This window comes from Janthinobacterium sp. GL_088 (genome assembly GCF_057837845.1).
Map to the genome: position 1 here is coordinate 3,149,420 of NZ_CM174453.1, position 15,533 is coordinate 3,164,952.

The following is a 15,533-nucleotide window of genomic DNA, read 5'->3' on the forward strand; positions in this document are numbered from 1 at the left end:
TTGAGGATGCTGTATTCGATTCGAATTTTGAGAATATAATAGCATAATCATTTCAAAATAAAGAATTATATGGATACCGAATCATTGCGGATTTTTTGCTCTGTCGCCAGTGAACTGAGTGTCACCCAGGCCGCAGCGCGGCTGGGACGGGCGCCATCCAGCGTCACCACGCGCATCCAGCAGCTGGAAGCCGATATCGGCGCCGAGCTGTTCGTGCGCACCAATAAACGCATGGCCCTGACGGCGGCCGGCGAGCGCTTTCTCGAGTATGCGCAGCGTTTACTGGCGCTGGCGGAAGAAGCGCGGCACGTCGTCACGGGCGGGAGAGAGGGCGGCACCTTGCGCGTCGGCAGCATGGAAAGCACGGCGGCCAGCCGGCTTCCGGCCCTGCTGGCCGCATATCACGCCCGCTATACGGCCACGCGCCTGGCGTTGAGCACGGGGCCGTCGCGCCCCCTGATCGAGCAAGTGCGCACTGGCTTGCTCGACTGCGCCTTCGTCGCCTTGCCACCCTCGTTCGGCGGCGCCGCCGCCCTGGCGGAACTGGGCCTGGCATCGACAGCCGCGTGGCGCGAGGAGCTGTGCTTGCTGTTGCCGGCCAGCGAAGGGCAGGTGCGCCGCGCCTCGGACGTGCGCACGCGTTCGCTGGCCGCCTTCCCGCAGGGCTGCACCTACCGCGGCATCGCGGAAGAGGTGCTGGGCGTGGCCGGCAGCACGCAGTGGCAGGTGCAGGAAATGAGTTCGTATCACACCATGATCGCCTGCGTGGCGGCCGGCGCCTGCGTGACCCTGCTGCCGGCCAGCGTGCTGGCGCTGTCCGACGCACCGGCCAGCCTGACAACGCTGTCCGCCGGGCAGATTGACACCGTGCTGGTGTGGCGCGCCGGATTCGACGTGCCCGCCTTTCAGCATTTGCTGGTGCAGCTCGGCGAGGCGGCGTGAGCGCGCGGGCCAGGCTGGGCGCGGCCATCGCCGCGGCGGTCATCCTCGCCATCGGCATGGGCTTTGGCCGCTTCGCCTTCACGGCCATCTACCCGCATATGCTCGAGGAGGGTGTCCTGAGCTTGCGCGACGGCAGCCTGGCCGCCTCGGCCAATTATGCCGGTTACTTGCTGGGCGCCGTCCTGGCCATGCGTGCGCGGGCCCACAGCGCGCACCGGCTATGCCTGTGGTCGGTGGCCGGCACGGCCCTGTGCCTGGGCGTGCTGGCCTTGACTATGCCCGTCTGGCTTTTCGTGACGGTGCGCGGCGCGGCGGGCGTGTTCAGCGCCCTGGCCATGGTGGCGGCCTCGCTGTGGCTGCTGGTGCAGCGCCGGCAGGCGCGCGGCGCGCCGCTGCTGTACGCGGGCGTGGGCGCCGGCATTGCCGTCTCTGCCGAATTGCTGGTGCTGGCGTCGCACCTGGGCTGGCACAGCGCCGGCATGTGGCTGCTGCTGGCCGGCGTCACCGTGCTGGCGGGGCTGGCGGCCGCGCCCGCGATTGCCGCCAGCGGCCAGGCGACGCCGGATGCGCCGCCGCCAGCCGCTGCATCGGCGTTGGCACCCGTGGCGCCCTGGCCGCTGGTGCTGATCTACGGACTGGCGGGACTCGGTTACATCGTCACGGCCACGTATTTGCCCGTGCTGGTCGGCGCTGCCTTGCCCGAACTCAATTCCGCCCACATATGGGCCGTCTTCGGCCTCGGTGCGGCGCCCTCGTGTTTCCTGTGGCACCGGCTGCACGAACGCCTGGGCACGCGCCAGGTGCTCAGGCTGAACTTGCTGCTGCAGGCGCTGGGCGTGGTCTTGCCCGTGCTGGCGCCCTCGGCCGCCGGTTATCTGCTCAGCGCCATCCTCGTCGGCGGCACGTTTGTCGGCACGGTGACCATCGCCATGCCTGCCGCGCAGCGGGCCGCAGTCAAGGCCGGCAGCAACATGATGGCCATCATGACGGTGGTGTATGGCATCGGACAGATACTCGGCCCCTTGCTGGCCGGCAGCCTGTATGCGCAGTCGCACAGTTTCAACAGCGCATTATTGGCGGCGGCCGGCGTGCTGCTGCTGGCGATTGTCGTCAGCCTGCGGTTGTAGGCCGTTGCTTTAAATGCTCACTGGGAATTTTTAGGACTGTTCTGATTTCGGTCAAGAAAGTCTGTCGCTACACTTCAAGTCATCACCGGTACGCGCCAGCCGCCATGCGCATGGCGTGGCCGGTTCCTGATCTTCCTCATTGAAAGTAGCGGCTATGACAAAGCAAATACAGCAGCATTCCCCACGCGTGACGGGATTACGCAACCGGCTTCCTCAGAATGCTGCAAGCGGTTTTCGCAACGCCGACCTGCTCGACGTGCTCATCGATTTCCTGGGCTTGAAGAACGATGCGGCCCTGGGGCGCGAACTGCAGGTATCGGCTCCCATCCTGTCCAAAATCCGACATGGCTCGCTGCCAGTCAGCGCCGCCATCCTCATACGCATGCACGAAGTGAGCCGCTTGAGTATTCAAGAGCTGCGGGCATGCATGGGCGATCATCGCACGCGTTTCGGCATGCCCGATGACGAGGATAGCAAGTAAGAAGTTTGCCGCCCGTCATTTCTGGCGCCCCCAAGTCTTTGTCCACCCATGCGTCTTAACCCAAGGAAAACTTCCGTGAAAACTCTCAGCTCCCCTGTGCGTAGCGAATTTCATTCCCTGCGTGTGCTGACCTTGACGCCTGATGCGGACAAGGGCGGTGCGCGATGGCTGGGCACGATGCTGGGAGCCATCGATATCGCCAATGTGAAAAGCATCAATTCCTTGAGCCTGATCCCCTCGCTCCTGCGCGAAGGGGAGGTCGATGTGATCGTCGCGGATGTCGAACACGGTGGCCTGATGGTACCGACCATGCTCAAGACGCTCGATGCGGCCAGTCCGCTGACGCGTTACCCGCATGTGCTGTGGGTGGGCCAGCCAACGCTGCTCAATTTGCTGCATGGGCAAGCGGCGGCGATGCTGGAAAAACCGGCGGTGCCCCGCATCGGCGGCCTGTCCGTGACGGCGTTATTGGCGCATGCCCGCCTGGCGCACCGCGTAGGCATCAATGTCGGCATGGTCTATGGTGGCGGCAATGCCGCGTTTACCGAGGCCTTGCGGGCCTTGCTGCTGGTCCCGTCGATCAAGCGGCAGGCATCCTGTTGCGCGCCAGCCGATGGTCCGACGGAAGCCGATGTGATCGAGGCGTTGACGACAGGCAAGAATCTGCGCGTGATGCTGCAGCCGCAGTACGATTTGCGTACCCGGCGCATCATCGGCGCCGAGGCGCTGCTGCGCTGGCGTCATCCCGGCGTTGGCGAAGTGCCGCCATCGGTGCTGATTCCGATGGTCAATCGCCTCGGCCTGCACCTGCTGCTGTTCAGCTTTATCGAGACGCGCGTGATCGACGTCCTGCTGGTGCTCAAGAGCCGCCAGGTGACGTTGCCCATCGCCTTGAATGCTTCCGCCGAAACGGTGTGTACGCCTGGTCTCGCGCAGCGGCTGGCTGAAAAAATGCGGCGGGCAGGCGTGCCGCCGCAGTTGCTGAAAATTGAATTGACTGGCGATCTGCCGGTCGCTGATGAGCTGTTGCTGTCCGCTTCGCTCAATACGCTGCGGGCGAAAGGGTTTCCCGTTTCGCTCGATGATTTTGGGCAAGGCTCATCGACTCTGAATCTGCTGGCCAGGATGTCCTTCGATGAGGTCAAGATCGACGGGGCGTTTGTGCGCGACATGAAAACCAGTGCTTCCGCGCAAGCCGTGATTGCCGCGACGGTCAATCTGGCACGGCTGATGAATCTGAAAGTGGTGGCGGAAGGTATCGAGGAATCGTCGTGCATCGAGGCGCTGTGCCAGCTTGGCTGTCCCACGGGCCAGGGCTATGCCCTGGCGCGCCCGATGGAACTGCGGGACTTCTTCGACAGTGTCAGCAATCAATAATACGTGTCTTCTGGCAATGCAATAAAGGCAATTTTATTGTGGCGTATGTCTGAAGCGGGAGGAATCGAAGCTTTTTTGTTGCACAGGAGCACCTATGTTAATAAACTGCATGTCGTATGGCGGTCGTGGCGAAAATAGGAGTAATCTCATCAAAAGCAACTTTTTTCATACAGCGTCTGGTCCTTGTCCATGCCGATAAAACGCTTACGCATTGCCTTGCTCGACGATCACGCCGTGGTACGGCACGGTCTCGTGGCCCGCTTTGCGGCCGAACCGGATATCGACGTCGTGGGCGCCTACAGTACCAGCCGCGACCTGATCGCGGGCATGCTCGCGGCGCCGGCCGACGTGATTTTGCTCGACTATGCGCTGGGTCCGGACGAACTCGATGGCGTGTCGCTGATCCGCGCACTGCGGGCCAAGTTCCCCGATTGTCCCATCCTGGTGTTGTCCACGCATCATGAACCTGCCACGGTGGCGCTGGCCTTGCGCGTCGGCGCCCGTGGTTTTGTCGGCAAGGGCGAGGAAATGGCGGAGCTGGTCAAGGCGCTGCGCAAGGTGGTGTCGGGCGCCGTGTACCTGAGCGCCGAGATGTCCTACCGGGTGGCGGAAGCGAGCACCACCTTCGATGCACGGGAGGGCGAAGACGGCGCGGATGCGCTGCTGCTGGGAGCTGCGCTGTCGGCGCGCGAGCGCGAGGTGATCCGCTGTTATCTTGCAGGCATGACGGTGACGGAAATCGCGGAAAAATTCAAGCGCAGCATCAAGACCATCAGCTCGCAAAAGACCACCGCCTTCCGCAAGCTGGGCGTGACGTCGAACAATGAACTGTTCAAGATCAGGCATACCATAGGGGAAGCATGAGGTGCTGGCGAGCCGGCATCGCCGCTTTCCTGCTGGCCGCCTGCTGCCTGGCGGCGCAGGGGCAGGGGCAGGAAAGGGTCTATCCGCTCAGCGCCGCCGAGCAAGCCTGGGTGCGCGCGCATCCTGTGCTGAAACTGGGCATGCTGCAGAACCGGCCGCCGTTCGAAGTCGTCCAGCGCGGCGCGACCGGAGGGGGCATCGGCGCGGATTACATCAAGGTCATTGAGCGGCATAGCAACCTGACCTTTGACATCGTCACCGTGGCCGACACCGACAGCGGCCTGGCCTCGCTGCGTGACAGGCGCGTTGATTGTCTTCCCGCAGTGCGCAGCATCGGCACGCCGCCGCAGGTGCCCGGCATCAGCTACAGCTTGCCGTACCTGTCGACCGCGGCCATCGCCGCCACGCGCGAAGGGGATGGCCCCGTTGCCGATGACATCGCATTCGATGGCAAGACCGTGGCGCTGCCGGCCGCGGAAGCTGGCCTGTTCGGCCCCTTCCTGCGCGAGCGCTACGACGGCATGCGCATCGTTGTCAGCCCCACCATGCGTCAGGCGCTGGCGCTGCTGTCGAAGGGCGGCGCCGACGTCGCCATCGGCAGCAAGGCGCAATTATTGCCAAGTTTAATGCGCGAGGAAGGCGCAGACCTGCATTTTACGGAACTTCCCGTGGTCATGACGTCCGACGTGCGCATGGCGCTGCGCGACAGCGATCCCTTGCTGGAATCGATCGTGAACAAGTCGCTGGCCGCGATGACCCCGGCCCAGATCCGGCTGGTGCGCCAGGATTGGCTGGGGGCGCCGGGCGTTGATCACTCGGGCATGCTGTTCGCGGCGGACCACTTTGGCGAGCATGTGGGCCTTGCTGCCGCCTTGCTGCTGATCCTGGCGGGCCTGGCGTATCAGGCCTACAGCGCGCACCGGCGCGCCTTGCGCAACGAGCGCAGGGCGGCCATGTTTCTGGCCGTGATGAGCCATGAAATCCGCTCGCCCATGAATGCGGTGCTGGCCGCGGTGGAATTGCTGCGCTCCACGCCCGTGAATGCGGAGCAGCGTCACTTTGTCGACCTGGCCAGCAACGGCGGGAATATCCTGCTGCGTCTGCTCGACGACGTGCTTGACGTCTCCAAGCTGGAGGCGGGACAACTCACGCTCAGCCTCGATGCGGTCGATGTCGCAGCCCTGGCCAACGACGTGGCGGCGCTGCAACAGCTGCGGGCGCGAGAGAAGGGCATTGCGCTCGATGTGGCGGTGCCCCTGGCGGTACCGCTGCTGATGCTGGACGAGGCCAGGCTGTTGCAGGTGCTGCACAATCTGGTGTCGAACGCCATCAAATTTACGGCAAGCGGCGGCGTCGAGATACAGATTGCCATGCTGGAAGAGGGGCCGGGGCAGGCGCGGCTGGAAATTGCCGTTGCAGATACGGGCATCGGCATAGCCGCCGCCATGCAGGCGACCCTGTTCCGGCCGTATGTGCAGGTGGAGGGCACCTACAAGCGCTCGGGCGGCACCGGCCTGGGGCTGGTGATTTGCCGCGAACTGGTGAACCTGATGCAGGGCACGATCACCATCGACAGCGAGAAGGGCAGGGGAACGCGCATGCTGATTTCCTTGCCTGTGGAAATAGCGTCGGGGGCCGCTCCGGCGGTTGACGTGGTCGTCGCCCGGCCCGCCCCGGTGGTCGGTGCGGCGGCGCAGCGCCTGTCGATCCTGGTCATCGAGGATGTGCCGGCCAACCAGGCCGTGCTGCGGGCCCAGCTCGCCAGCCTTGGCTGCGATGCGGACATTGCCGAGAATGGCGCCCGGGCGCTGGCCTGCTTCAGCCTGCGCGAATATGACCTGGTCCTGATGGATTGCGACTTGCCTGACATCGACGGCTACAGCCTGACGGCCGAATGGCGCCGGCGCGAAGCGGACCTGGAACAGGCGTGCTGCCCGGTCATCGCGATTTCCGCCTCGACGGGCGAGGATCATGCCGAGCGCTGCTTCGAGGCAGGCATGGATGGCATATTGAGCAAGCCGATCCGATTGGCGAAACTGCAGGATATCGTCGAACTGTGGTGCGACGTGACCTTGGTGCTACGCGCGCCGCCGATGGAGACCCTGGCGGTATTTGATATGCCGCAAGTGCGCGCGGCGTTCGCCAACGATATGACCGAGTTGCTGCAAGCCATGGCCATGCATGAGCGGGATGCCGCCTTGCGCGCCGCGCATCGCCTGCATGGCGCGGCCCTGTCCTTGCAATGGACGGAGATGGCGCAGCCGGCAGGAGAACTGGAGAGCCTGTTGCGCGGCGCGGGAGCGCTGACCGATGCGCGCTGCAGCCAGCTCCTGCAGGCGCTGGTAGCCGCCTGGCGCACCCGTGGCCAGCATTGATTTCAATCGAAAGGAGCATCATGTTGCGCAGGATGAGCAAGAATAAAAAAGAGGCCATGGGGATGCTGGCGTTGATGTTGCCGACCACCTTGCTGTTCCTGATACTGTCGGGCATGGATCCGACGACGTTGCCGCTGGCATCCCAGCCCCTGCCACTTGGCCTGCCTGCGACGCTGGGCAATTTCCCGATAGCGGCCGTGATCTTTTACATCAGCATGGGGTTGACGGGGCTGGTGCTGGCATTGCTGCCGGCAACCCTGTCGCGCAAGAAAACCTTGCTCAGCGGTTTCCTGCTGCTGGCGGTGGCAGCGCTCATGGGGCTGTTTTCCCGCTCCTTATTTGAACTGTGCTGCTGGAGCTTGCTGGGCGGCATAGGATGCACGATGAATATCTGTGCCTGGATCAGTATCGGCGCCACATATTTTCCGCGCCATCGCGCCATGGTGGTGGGACTCATGATTTGCCTTACCGCGGCCAGTAATATTGTCGCGAACAAACTCAGCGCCATTCAGCATGCCATCAATGAGCAGGGGAAACTGCCCCTGTTGCCCGCCCTGGCGGGCATGCTCATCTTTGTCCTCCTGTATATCCTGATCTGGCATTTTTTCCAGCAGATCAGCGCCTCTGGCGAGCGGCGTTTCATCCGTCCTGAAGCCAGGGGGCCGGTTGGTTCGGTCTGGTCCCGCGGCCCGTTGCTGCTGTTCCTGGCCGCCGTGTGCCTGCCTTTGAGCGCGGGCAGTTTCGACTACCTGTATAGCACGTACATGCGCGAGATACTGGGATTTCCCATCAAGACGGTGGAGATGGCGATAGGCATTGCCATGAGCGCGACCTTGCTGTCGCCGCTGGGCGGCTGGCTGGGGGACCGCCATGGCGCCATGAAAACGCTGCTGATCACGCTGCCCCTCACGGCGGCCATCGGCGGCCTGATCTCGTTGGGATGGAATTTGCCCGTGGACATCCTCATGCTGCTGGTCTTCCTGCTGGGTTTTGGCTTGACCGCCGTGTTCTATATTAACATCCTGGCGGCCCTGATCGAATCGGTGTCGCCCATGCAGAACATGCGCGCGGCGGGCTTGTTCTATGTCGCGTTCAACCTGGGTATTCCTGTCGCGGATCTCCTTTTCACCCATCTGAAAGAGAGGCTCGGCTGGACCGCGCTGGTGCTGTTGCAGCTTGTCTGCCCCTTGATGCTGGCCACCTTGCTGGTCTGGCTGGCGCAAAGAATATTGAAGTCTGACGACAAGGCGGTGCTGCCCGGCTGACCGGCCAGCAGCCTTTCACCCCGCCTGCAAGCGCCGCCTTGCAGGCGCTCCCCGTCGCTTTCATCCCCGCACTGCCTCCCCATTCGCTCCATTCACGCCGCAACGCCAGATCGCCAGGCAGCTGGCATCTTGCGCGTGTTGTTGCGGCTTCCCAAAAAAGCACTTCCTATCCGGTGGCGCGGATTTTTAAGACCATTCTCATATCGACAACTACCTCCTCTCTGTAAAGTACGAATCTGCTTCAACAGCCGCGTTCCTACATTAACTGGTGCGCATTTACATTTATCTTTCAGGAGTAGTCTCAATGAAATCCCAAGTCCGTATCCTCGCCGTTCTGCTGGCCGCCGCTGCAACCCAATCCGCTTTCGCTTCCGATGGCACGATCAACTTCGCAGGTGAACTGGTCGATTCGACTTGTACCGTTACTGTCAACGGCGTTGTTGGCCCTGCCGCCGCGCTCGTGCAATTGCCAAAAGTCTCGGCTGCCCAGCTGAAAACGGCTGGCACCGTTGCAGGTCAGACAGGTTTTAATATTACGCTGAGCGCGTGCACAGGCACCAGCACCAAGGCTGCCGCATTTTTCGAATCTGGTGGCGGTGTTAATCCACTGACCTCCAATTTGTTCAATAGCGACCTCACCGCTGGCGGCGCCAAGAATGTGGAGCTGCAACTGGTCGATGCCAGCAACGGTAAGGTGATCAAGGCTGGTGATTTCTCGCAAGTTGCGAATACCTTCAAGGTCACGAAAGACGCTGCCGGCAGCACGATTTTGCCGTATGCCGTGCAATACATCTCCACCGGCATTGCCAGTGCCGGTCTGGTGAAGAGTGCCGTTACCTATTCCATCACTTACGAATAATCCACTCGCCAGGGAAGCACGTCCTCGCCGCATAGGCGGGACGCGCTTCCGATCTACATCCTGAGGTCTTTCATGTCCCCTTATCATTCATTGCAAAGTTCGTTGTTGCTCAGCCTGGCCTTGCTGTTTTGTTCTTCCTCGATGGCCAGCGTCGTGATCACGGGCACGCGGCAGATTTATCCGGCGAAGCAAAAAGAAATCACGGTCAAGCTCAATAACGATGGCGCAGTGCCGGCGCTGGTGCAGGCGTGGGTCGATGCTGGCGATGTCGCATCGACGCCGGCTGCGGCCAAAGTTCCTTTTGTGCTGACGCCGCCGCTGGCCCGCATCGATCCGGGCAAGGGGCAGAGCCTGCGCCTGATGTTTGTCGGTCCGGCCTTGTCGGCGGCGAAGGAATCGGTGTTCTGGCTGAACGTGCTGGAGATTCCGCCCAAGTCGCAAGACGCCGATGTGAATTCCCTGCAGATGGCGTTTCGCTCGCGCATCAAGATTTTTTATCGCCCCGAGGGCCTGGCTGGCAATCCTGTCGACGCGATCGAACAAGTGCAATGGCGTGCCGTTCATGCCAGCAGTGGCAAGGGCTTTACCCTGGAAGCATATAACCCGTCCGCCTTTCACGTGTCGGTGGCGTCGCTGTCGCTGGTGGCTGGCGCCGAACGCAGTGAGAGTGATGGCGGCATGGTGGCGCCAGGCGAGACCAAACAATTTGCGCTGCCCTCCCTGAAGGCCTTGCCGGCCGCAGGCGCGCAGGTGGAGTTTAACGCCATCAATGATTATGGTGTCCCGATGCCGGTGCGGCGCACCCTTGCGGCGCCGGCCGGCCGGCCCGTTCCTTGAGGTCTGAAGCATGAATACTCATCGCCATATCCGCTATTATCCGCAAGCAAGGCCTAATCCGGGCGTCAATGCGCTCGTCGGCAGCATGCTCAAGGCGGTGGCGTTCAGTTCATGTGCCTTGGTCATGCCAGCTGCGCATGCCGACGAGGTCGATTTCAACAGTGCGTTCCTGCCGGAAGGCTCGCGCAACCTGGATCTCGCAGCCTATCAAAAAGGTAACCCGGTGTTGCCAGGTACTTACCGTGCCGATATTTCCCTCAATGGCCAGTTGAAAAACCGCCAGGATATCCAGATTCACGCCAATGACGATGGCAGCCATCCCGTGGTGTGCGTATCGCGCAAGCTGCTGGAATTGCTCGGTGTCGACCTGACGCGCCTGTCGCCGGAAGCGATGGCCTTGCTGGAAGCGGACAACTGTACCGAGCTAGGCAAGCTGATCGAGAATGCGACGGCCAGGTTCGTGCCGGAGAGTCAGCAAGTCGATATCAGCATTCCCCAGGCGTCGCTGCGGCGTAATGCGCGCGGTTATGTCAGCCCGGAACTGTGGGATAGCGGTGTCACTTCGGGCATGTTGGGCTACAACTTTAACAGCTATCACAACAAGAGTGGCGGTACTTCATTCGACTCCGCCTATCTGGGCCTCAACGGCGGCTTCAATATGGGTGGCTGGCGTTTTCGCCATAATGGCGCACTCAGCTGGCAGCAGCAGGGAGGCAGTCGTTATCAGGTGCTCGATACCTATGCGCGGCGCGACATGACGGCGTTGAAAAGCCAGCTGACCCTGGGCGATGCGAATACCAGCGGGGAGATTTTCGATACCTTGTCCTTCCGGGGTGCGCAACTGGCCAGCGATGACCGCATGTTACCCAATTCCTTGCGCGGCTATGCGCCCGTGGTGCGCGGCATTGCCCGCACCAACGCTCGGGTGAGCATACGCCAGGCGGGCAATCTCTTGCTTGAAACGACGGTGGCGCCAGGCGCTTTTGTCATCGACGACATGTATGCCACGGGTTACGGCGGCGACTTGAGCGTGGCGGTGTCCGAAGCGGATGGTAGCGAACAGCGTTTTATCGTGCCGTATGCAGCCGTAAGCCAGTTGCTGCGTCCGGGTTCGCTGCGCTTCAGCGCGGCGGCTGGCGTAACGCGCAATAATTTCTTGAGTAAGCAGGCGCGCGTCCTGCAGGGCACTTTGCAGTATGGTTTGAATAATAGCCTGACCGGTTACGGTGGCTTGCAGGCCAGTGAGGACTATTTGTCCCTGCTCGGCGGCGTGGCCTTTGCATCACCGATAGGTGCCTTTTCCATGGATCTGAGTCATGCGCAGACGAAACTTGCCGCGGACACGGCCAAGGGCCAAAGTCTGCGCTTGTCGTACAGCAAGAATGTCTTGAGCACCGGCAGTAATTTCTCGATGGCTGCTTACCGTTTTTCCACCAGCGGCTATCTGGATTTTGCCAATGCGGCCCAAATACTCGACGCCGAACGCAATGGTCACGATTCCAATATGCAGTATAGGCCCCGCAACCGCGTGTCCTTGACCGCCGATCAGCACCTGGGTGCGTGGGGCCAGGTCAGCATCAGTGGTTATGCACAGAATTACTGGAACCGGCCTGGCCAGGACTTGCAATACCAGCTCAGTTACAACAAGCAGGTGGGGCGCGTGAGCTACGGCATCAATGCCAATCGCAGCAAGGTATCTTATGGCGGCATGGAAAGCAGGATACAACTGACCTTGAGCATGCCGCTGGGCGGCAATGACAGTCTGTACAGTCCGCAAATGTCGGCACAGGTATCGCGCGACACGGATGGTCGCTACAGCCAGCTGGCAACGCTGAGCGGCAGCGCGGGAGAAGAGCGGCAATTTGGTTATGGCGCATCAGTGAGCCGCAATGGCAGTACCAGTAGCAGCAGCCTCAACGGTCAGTATACCGGGGCGCAGGCGATGCTTGGCGCCAGCGTGGGGCGCGGCACAGGCTATAGCAGTGCCTCGGTCAGCATGAGCGGCAGTGTGGTGGCCCATCCTGGTGGTGTGACCCTGACGCCGCTGCGTGGCGAAACCATGGCCGTCGTGCATGCGCCTGGTGCCGCCGGCGCCAAGGTGGCCGGCTATCCCGGCCTCAGGCTCGACGCCAGCGGCAATGCGGTCCTGCCATATTTGCGTCCGTATGAATTGAACGAAGTGGCGATTGATCCGCAGGGCACGTCGATGGATGTCGAGCTGAGCGAAACGAGTCAGCAGGTGGCACCGCGCGATGGCGCCGTCGTGTTTTTGAAGTATGGCACCAGCACGGGGCGCGCAATACTATTCAACGTGAGCTTGGCAAGCGGCGAGGCACTGGCCTTTGGTGCCACAGTAAAAGATGAGCAAGGCTTGCCGGTGGGCGTGGTGGGGCAGGGTGGCCAGCTGTATGCACGCCTGCAGGAAAGCACCCGGCAGTTATCGATTTCCTGGGGCGGAAGGGCGCATGAACGTTGTACCTTGGCCATTCCCGCATCTGTCATGCAAGGCGAGGGCGGCAAGCTGCAGCAAGTTGATGCCGTGTGCGTGCCGGAATTGATCAATGCAAAGGTGGCGCCCGCCGAGGAACGCCGCGTCGAGCTGCTCGGCGGTACATATCCGGTCGACATCTTCCTCAACGGGCAGCGCATGGAAAGGCGCGACGTGGCCTTCATGCCGGTGGCCGGAGAACAACGTCCTTCGCCCTGCATGAGTACGGTGGATTTGCAGGAGTATGGCGTGCAGCTGTCCAAAGAGCAGTTGCTGCTGCCGTGCCAGCAGGTACTGGCGTCGATCCGCGGCGCCAGCTGGCGCCATGAGGCTGCCGTCCAGCGCCTCGATCTGCAGGTGCCGGCCGCGTCGCTGGTGGCGCGCGCGCCACGCCAGGGCTCGCAACTGGCCGCCGCAGGCATCCAGAAGGAAGACACCGGCATGAAAATCACGCAAAAGAGAAAACCATGAAAATTCGTACAATGGCTGGCCTGATGGCCGGGTTGCTGCTGTGCGCAGCGCCGCAACTGGCCCAGGCTGGGCCGAACTGTTTCGCCATCAATGGAAACCTGGGTTTTACGGGCACGATGGCGCTGCAGCTGGGCAGCCTTGCCGTGCCGCGTGACGTGCCGAATGGCACCATGCTGTACTTTCAGTATATTAGGCAGGCTGCCAATGGCCTGCAGCTGCAATGCGATGTCGCAAACGCTGTGATACAGCTGTCATTCCGTATGCAGGGTGTTGGCGCGAATGCCAACTTCAGCGGAAACCAGGCATACGCCGGCAAAGTCTATGCAACAGCGGTGCCTGGCATTGGCGTTGCCTGGTACACCAACAGCTTGTGGATGGCTGACGGGAATGTAGATAATAGTGTCCCCACAGTGCCCAACGGCTGTGGCAGCGGCTTAGGTGAGCCGCCGGGAGCGTGCCGCACCCTCCCGCTCCCCAAGTTAGTCCCCACTACCGCCTTCATGCTCATAAAGACGGGACCGGTGGGGACGGGAATCATACGGGCCAGCGACTTGGGCAGACTATCCTATTTTGTGACCGTGGGTGGCGGCGGCACGGAGTTCAATGTCAGTTCAGTTAGCTTGACAGGCAGCATCAGCGTGGTCAGCACCACGTGCCATACGCCCGACGTCAAGGTGGCGCTGGGCAGCAGGAAGGTATCTGCCCTGACGGGGGCGGCAGGCGCGTCCACGCCGACGGTCGGCTTTTTGCTCGGTCTGGCCGACTGCCCAGGGTTTCCCGGCAATCTCAGCATCACCTCCACGACGGCGCCGGTGTCGTCTGAAAATGGGGTTGTCAGAGCCCCCACTTTTCTGCCGAATAGCGTCAGCGTGCGGATAGATCCTGCCGCACCGGCAATCGATGCGGCCAGGGGCGTGTTGAGCCTGACGACGGAAAGAGGGGTGGCCACTGGCGTGGGCGTGCAATTGCTCGACAGTGCAGGCGCGCCCTGGCCCCTGTCGAAGGATGTCAAGTTGAGCAACGTGCTCGGTGCAGGCACCCGCTTGCTCGACATCTCCCTGGGCGCGCGTTATCTGAAAACGACGATGGGCACGGTGACGGCCGGCCCGGCCAATGCGGTGGCCACTTACACACTGACGTATCAATAGCACGTGCAAGCTCCCATGCAAAACGGCGCGCCAGTGATGGCGCGCCGTTTTGCGTGATGAGCGGTCAGTGCCGGGGACGCGAGAGTGCCCGTAGTTCGCCGATGGACAGACCCGATGCCTCGTGCATGCGTATCAGCATGTCGGTATCGACTGCGGTGCTTCCTTTTCTCAGCTTGCTGATCGCGAAGGGCGGCACGCCCAGCTCGCGCGCCAGGCAGGCGTCGTTGAGCAGCCCCATGTACGTGAGCAGGCGCTCGACCAGCGCCGCGCCATCGTGCGTGTGGACGGCTGCCTCGCCACCCCTGGTCTCGGTGATCAAGGCATGCGCTGGTAATTCGGTCATATTGGTCATGTTACGTTGCCTTCATTGCCATTGCAGGCAGTCTTGCAAGCTGATGTTGAATAAAGTCCTCGCGCTCCATCGGGCGTGCCAGCGCGTAGCCCTGGCCGATATGGCAGCCGATGCCCAGCAAGGCCGCCAGTAGCGATTCGCTCTCGATGCCTTCGGCCACCAGTTTGAGGTTGAGCCCTTTTGCCAGTGAAATGAGGGTGGCGACAATGGCGTGCGAATGGGTATTGGTTTCCATGTCGCGAATAAAGGCGCCGTCGATCTTGACTTCATCGAAAGGCATCTTGAACAGGACGTTGAAGGTGGCGGAACCGGCGCCGAAATCGTCGAGCGACAGGGGAAACCCCTTCGCCCGCAAGGTGTTGAGGCAAGCCGACAGGCACAGTTCGTCGAGGACTGGCAAGTCTTCGGTGACTTCGACCTTCAGCAGCCGCGTTGGCAGGCAGGCATCCCACATTTTTGTGGCAAGCAGATCGGCCATTCCGGGCGTGCACACGGTATCGATCGAGGCGTTGACGGCAACCGGCACGTCGCCACCTTGACGGCGCAAGTGCTGCAACATGGCGATGACTTCCTTGACGACCAGGTCGAACAGCGGCAGATGCAGGCCGAGCCGGTTGACCATGGGAATGAGTACCGTCGGTGGTACGCTGCCATGACGTGGATGGTGCCAGCGCAGCAGTGCTTCCGCGCTGACAACGCGCCGGCTGTGCAAGTCATACTGGGGCTGGTAGACGACACGCAGCCCTTCACCCGAATGTATGGCGTGAATGACGTCCGCGTCGCTGGGCAGGGAATATGGGTGGTGCCTGGGCGCTTGCGGGATTTTTCTGCTTTCTTGCAGCCCGTTGCCGGGCATGGCGAAGGGGCGCGCCGGCAGGCGCTGTCTCATCGTGATGGATGGAAGGGCGTACACGGCAGCGCTCATGGCGATTTTCCCGACAGTTTAA

General features: G+C 62.0%; 13 protein-coding genes. 11 read left to right on the forward strand and 2 right to left on the reverse strand.

Features of this window, described 5'->3' with window-relative positions:
- The first annotated feature begins 69 nt into the window (after positions 1-69).
- From AC3IQ7_RS14340 to AC3IQ7_RS14390, 11 genes are all read left to right on the forward strand, one after another.
- Positions 70-942, forward strand: a complete 873-nt coding sequence (locus AC3IQ7_RS14340; RefSeq protein WP_489210273.1) for a LysR substrate-binding domain-containing protein — start codon at positions 70-72, stop codon at positions 940-942.
- A complete protein-coding gene (locus AC3IQ7_RS14345) occupies positions 939-2,069 on the forward strand; it encodes a YbfB/YjiJ family MFS transporter (protein WP_489210275.1) in 1,131 nt (376 codons plus the stop codon). The genes AC3IQ7_RS14340 and AC3IQ7_RS14345 overlap by 4 nt, the downstream gene beginning before the upstream one ends.
- Positions 2,070-2,223: 154 nt before the next feature.
- A complete protein-coding gene (locus AC3IQ7_RS14350; RefSeq protein ID WP_233516046.1) occupies positions 2,224-2,550 on the forward strand; it encodes a hypothetical protein in 327 nt (108 codons plus the stop codon).
- Positions 2,551-2,625: 75 nt separating this feature from the next.
- Positions 2,626-3,927: an EAL domain-containing protein gene (locus AC3IQ7_RS14355; RefSeq protein ID WP_199534261.1), complete on the forward strand. Its 1,302-nt coding sequence runs from the start codon at positions 2,626-2,628 to the stop codon at positions 3,925-3,927.
- A 189-nt stretch (positions 3,928-4,116) separates the two neighbouring features.
- Positions 4,117-4,791 carry a response regulator gene (locus tag AC3IQ7_RS14360; RefSeq protein ID WP_489210278.1) on the forward strand — a complete coding sequence of 225 codons (675 nt, stop codon included), beginning with the start codon at positions 4,117-4,119 and terminating at the stop codon, positions 4,789-4,791.
- Entirely contained in the window at positions 4,788-7,166 is a 2,379-nt protein-coding gene (locus AC3IQ7_RS14365; protein WP_489210280.1) for an ATP-binding protein, read from the forward strand. The genes AC3IQ7_RS14360 and AC3IQ7_RS14365 overlap by 4 nt, the downstream gene beginning before the upstream one ends.
- Positions 7,167-7,186: 20 nt before the next feature.
- Positions 7,187-8,431, forward strand: a complete 1,245-nt coding sequence (locus tag AC3IQ7_RS14370; protein ID WP_489210282.1) for an MFS transporter — start codon at positions 7,187-7,189, stop codon at positions 8,429-8,431.
- Positions 8,432-8,735: 304 nt separating this feature from the next.
- On the forward strand, positions 8,736-9,290 hold the full coding sequence (locus AC3IQ7_RS14375) for a fimbrial protein (protein WP_489210284.1): 555 nt from the start codon (positions 8,736-8,738) through the stop codon (positions 9,288-9,290).
- A 72-nt stretch (positions 9,291-9,362) separates the two neighbouring features.
- Positions 9,363-10,127, forward strand: a complete 765-nt coding sequence (locus AC3IQ7_RS14380; RefSeq protein WP_099377043.1) for a fimbrial biogenesis chaperone — start codon at positions 9,363-9,365, stop codon at positions 10,125-10,127.
- 10 nt (positions 10,128-10,137) lie between these two features.
- A complete protein-coding gene (locus AC3IQ7_RS14385) occupies positions 10,138-13,086 on the forward strand; it encodes a fimbria/pilus outer membrane usher protein (protein ID WP_489210286.1) in 2,949 nt (982 codons plus the stop codon).
- Positions 13,083-14,234 (forward strand): fimbrial protein, encoded by a 1,152-nt coding sequence (locus AC3IQ7_RS14390; RefSeq protein ID WP_489210288.1) that lies wholly within the window; start codon positions 13,083-13,085, stop codon positions 14,232-14,234. Before AC3IQ7_RS14385 ends, AC3IQ7_RS14390 begins: the two co-directional genes overlap by 4 nt.
- Before the next feature lie 64 nt (positions 14,235-14,298).
- Here AC3IQ7_RS14390 and AC3IQ7_RS14395 read toward each other — a convergent pair whose 3' ends face one another.
- Both AC3IQ7_RS14395 and AC3IQ7_RS14400 read right to left on the reverse strand, forming a co-directional pair.
- Positions 14,299-14,577, reverse strand: a complete 279-nt coding sequence (locus AC3IQ7_RS14395; protein WP_489210290.1) for a helix-turn-helix domain-containing protein — start codon at positions 14,575-14,577, stop codon at positions 14,299-14,301.
- 10 nt (positions 14,578-14,587) lie between these two features.
- Positions 14,588-15,511: an EAL domain-containing protein gene (locus tag AC3IQ7_RS14400; RefSeq protein WP_489210291.1), complete on the reverse strand. Its 924-nt coding sequence runs from the start codon at positions 15,509-15,511 to the stop codon at positions 14,588-14,590.
- Between the last annotated feature and the right edge of the window lie 22 nt (positions 15,512-15,533).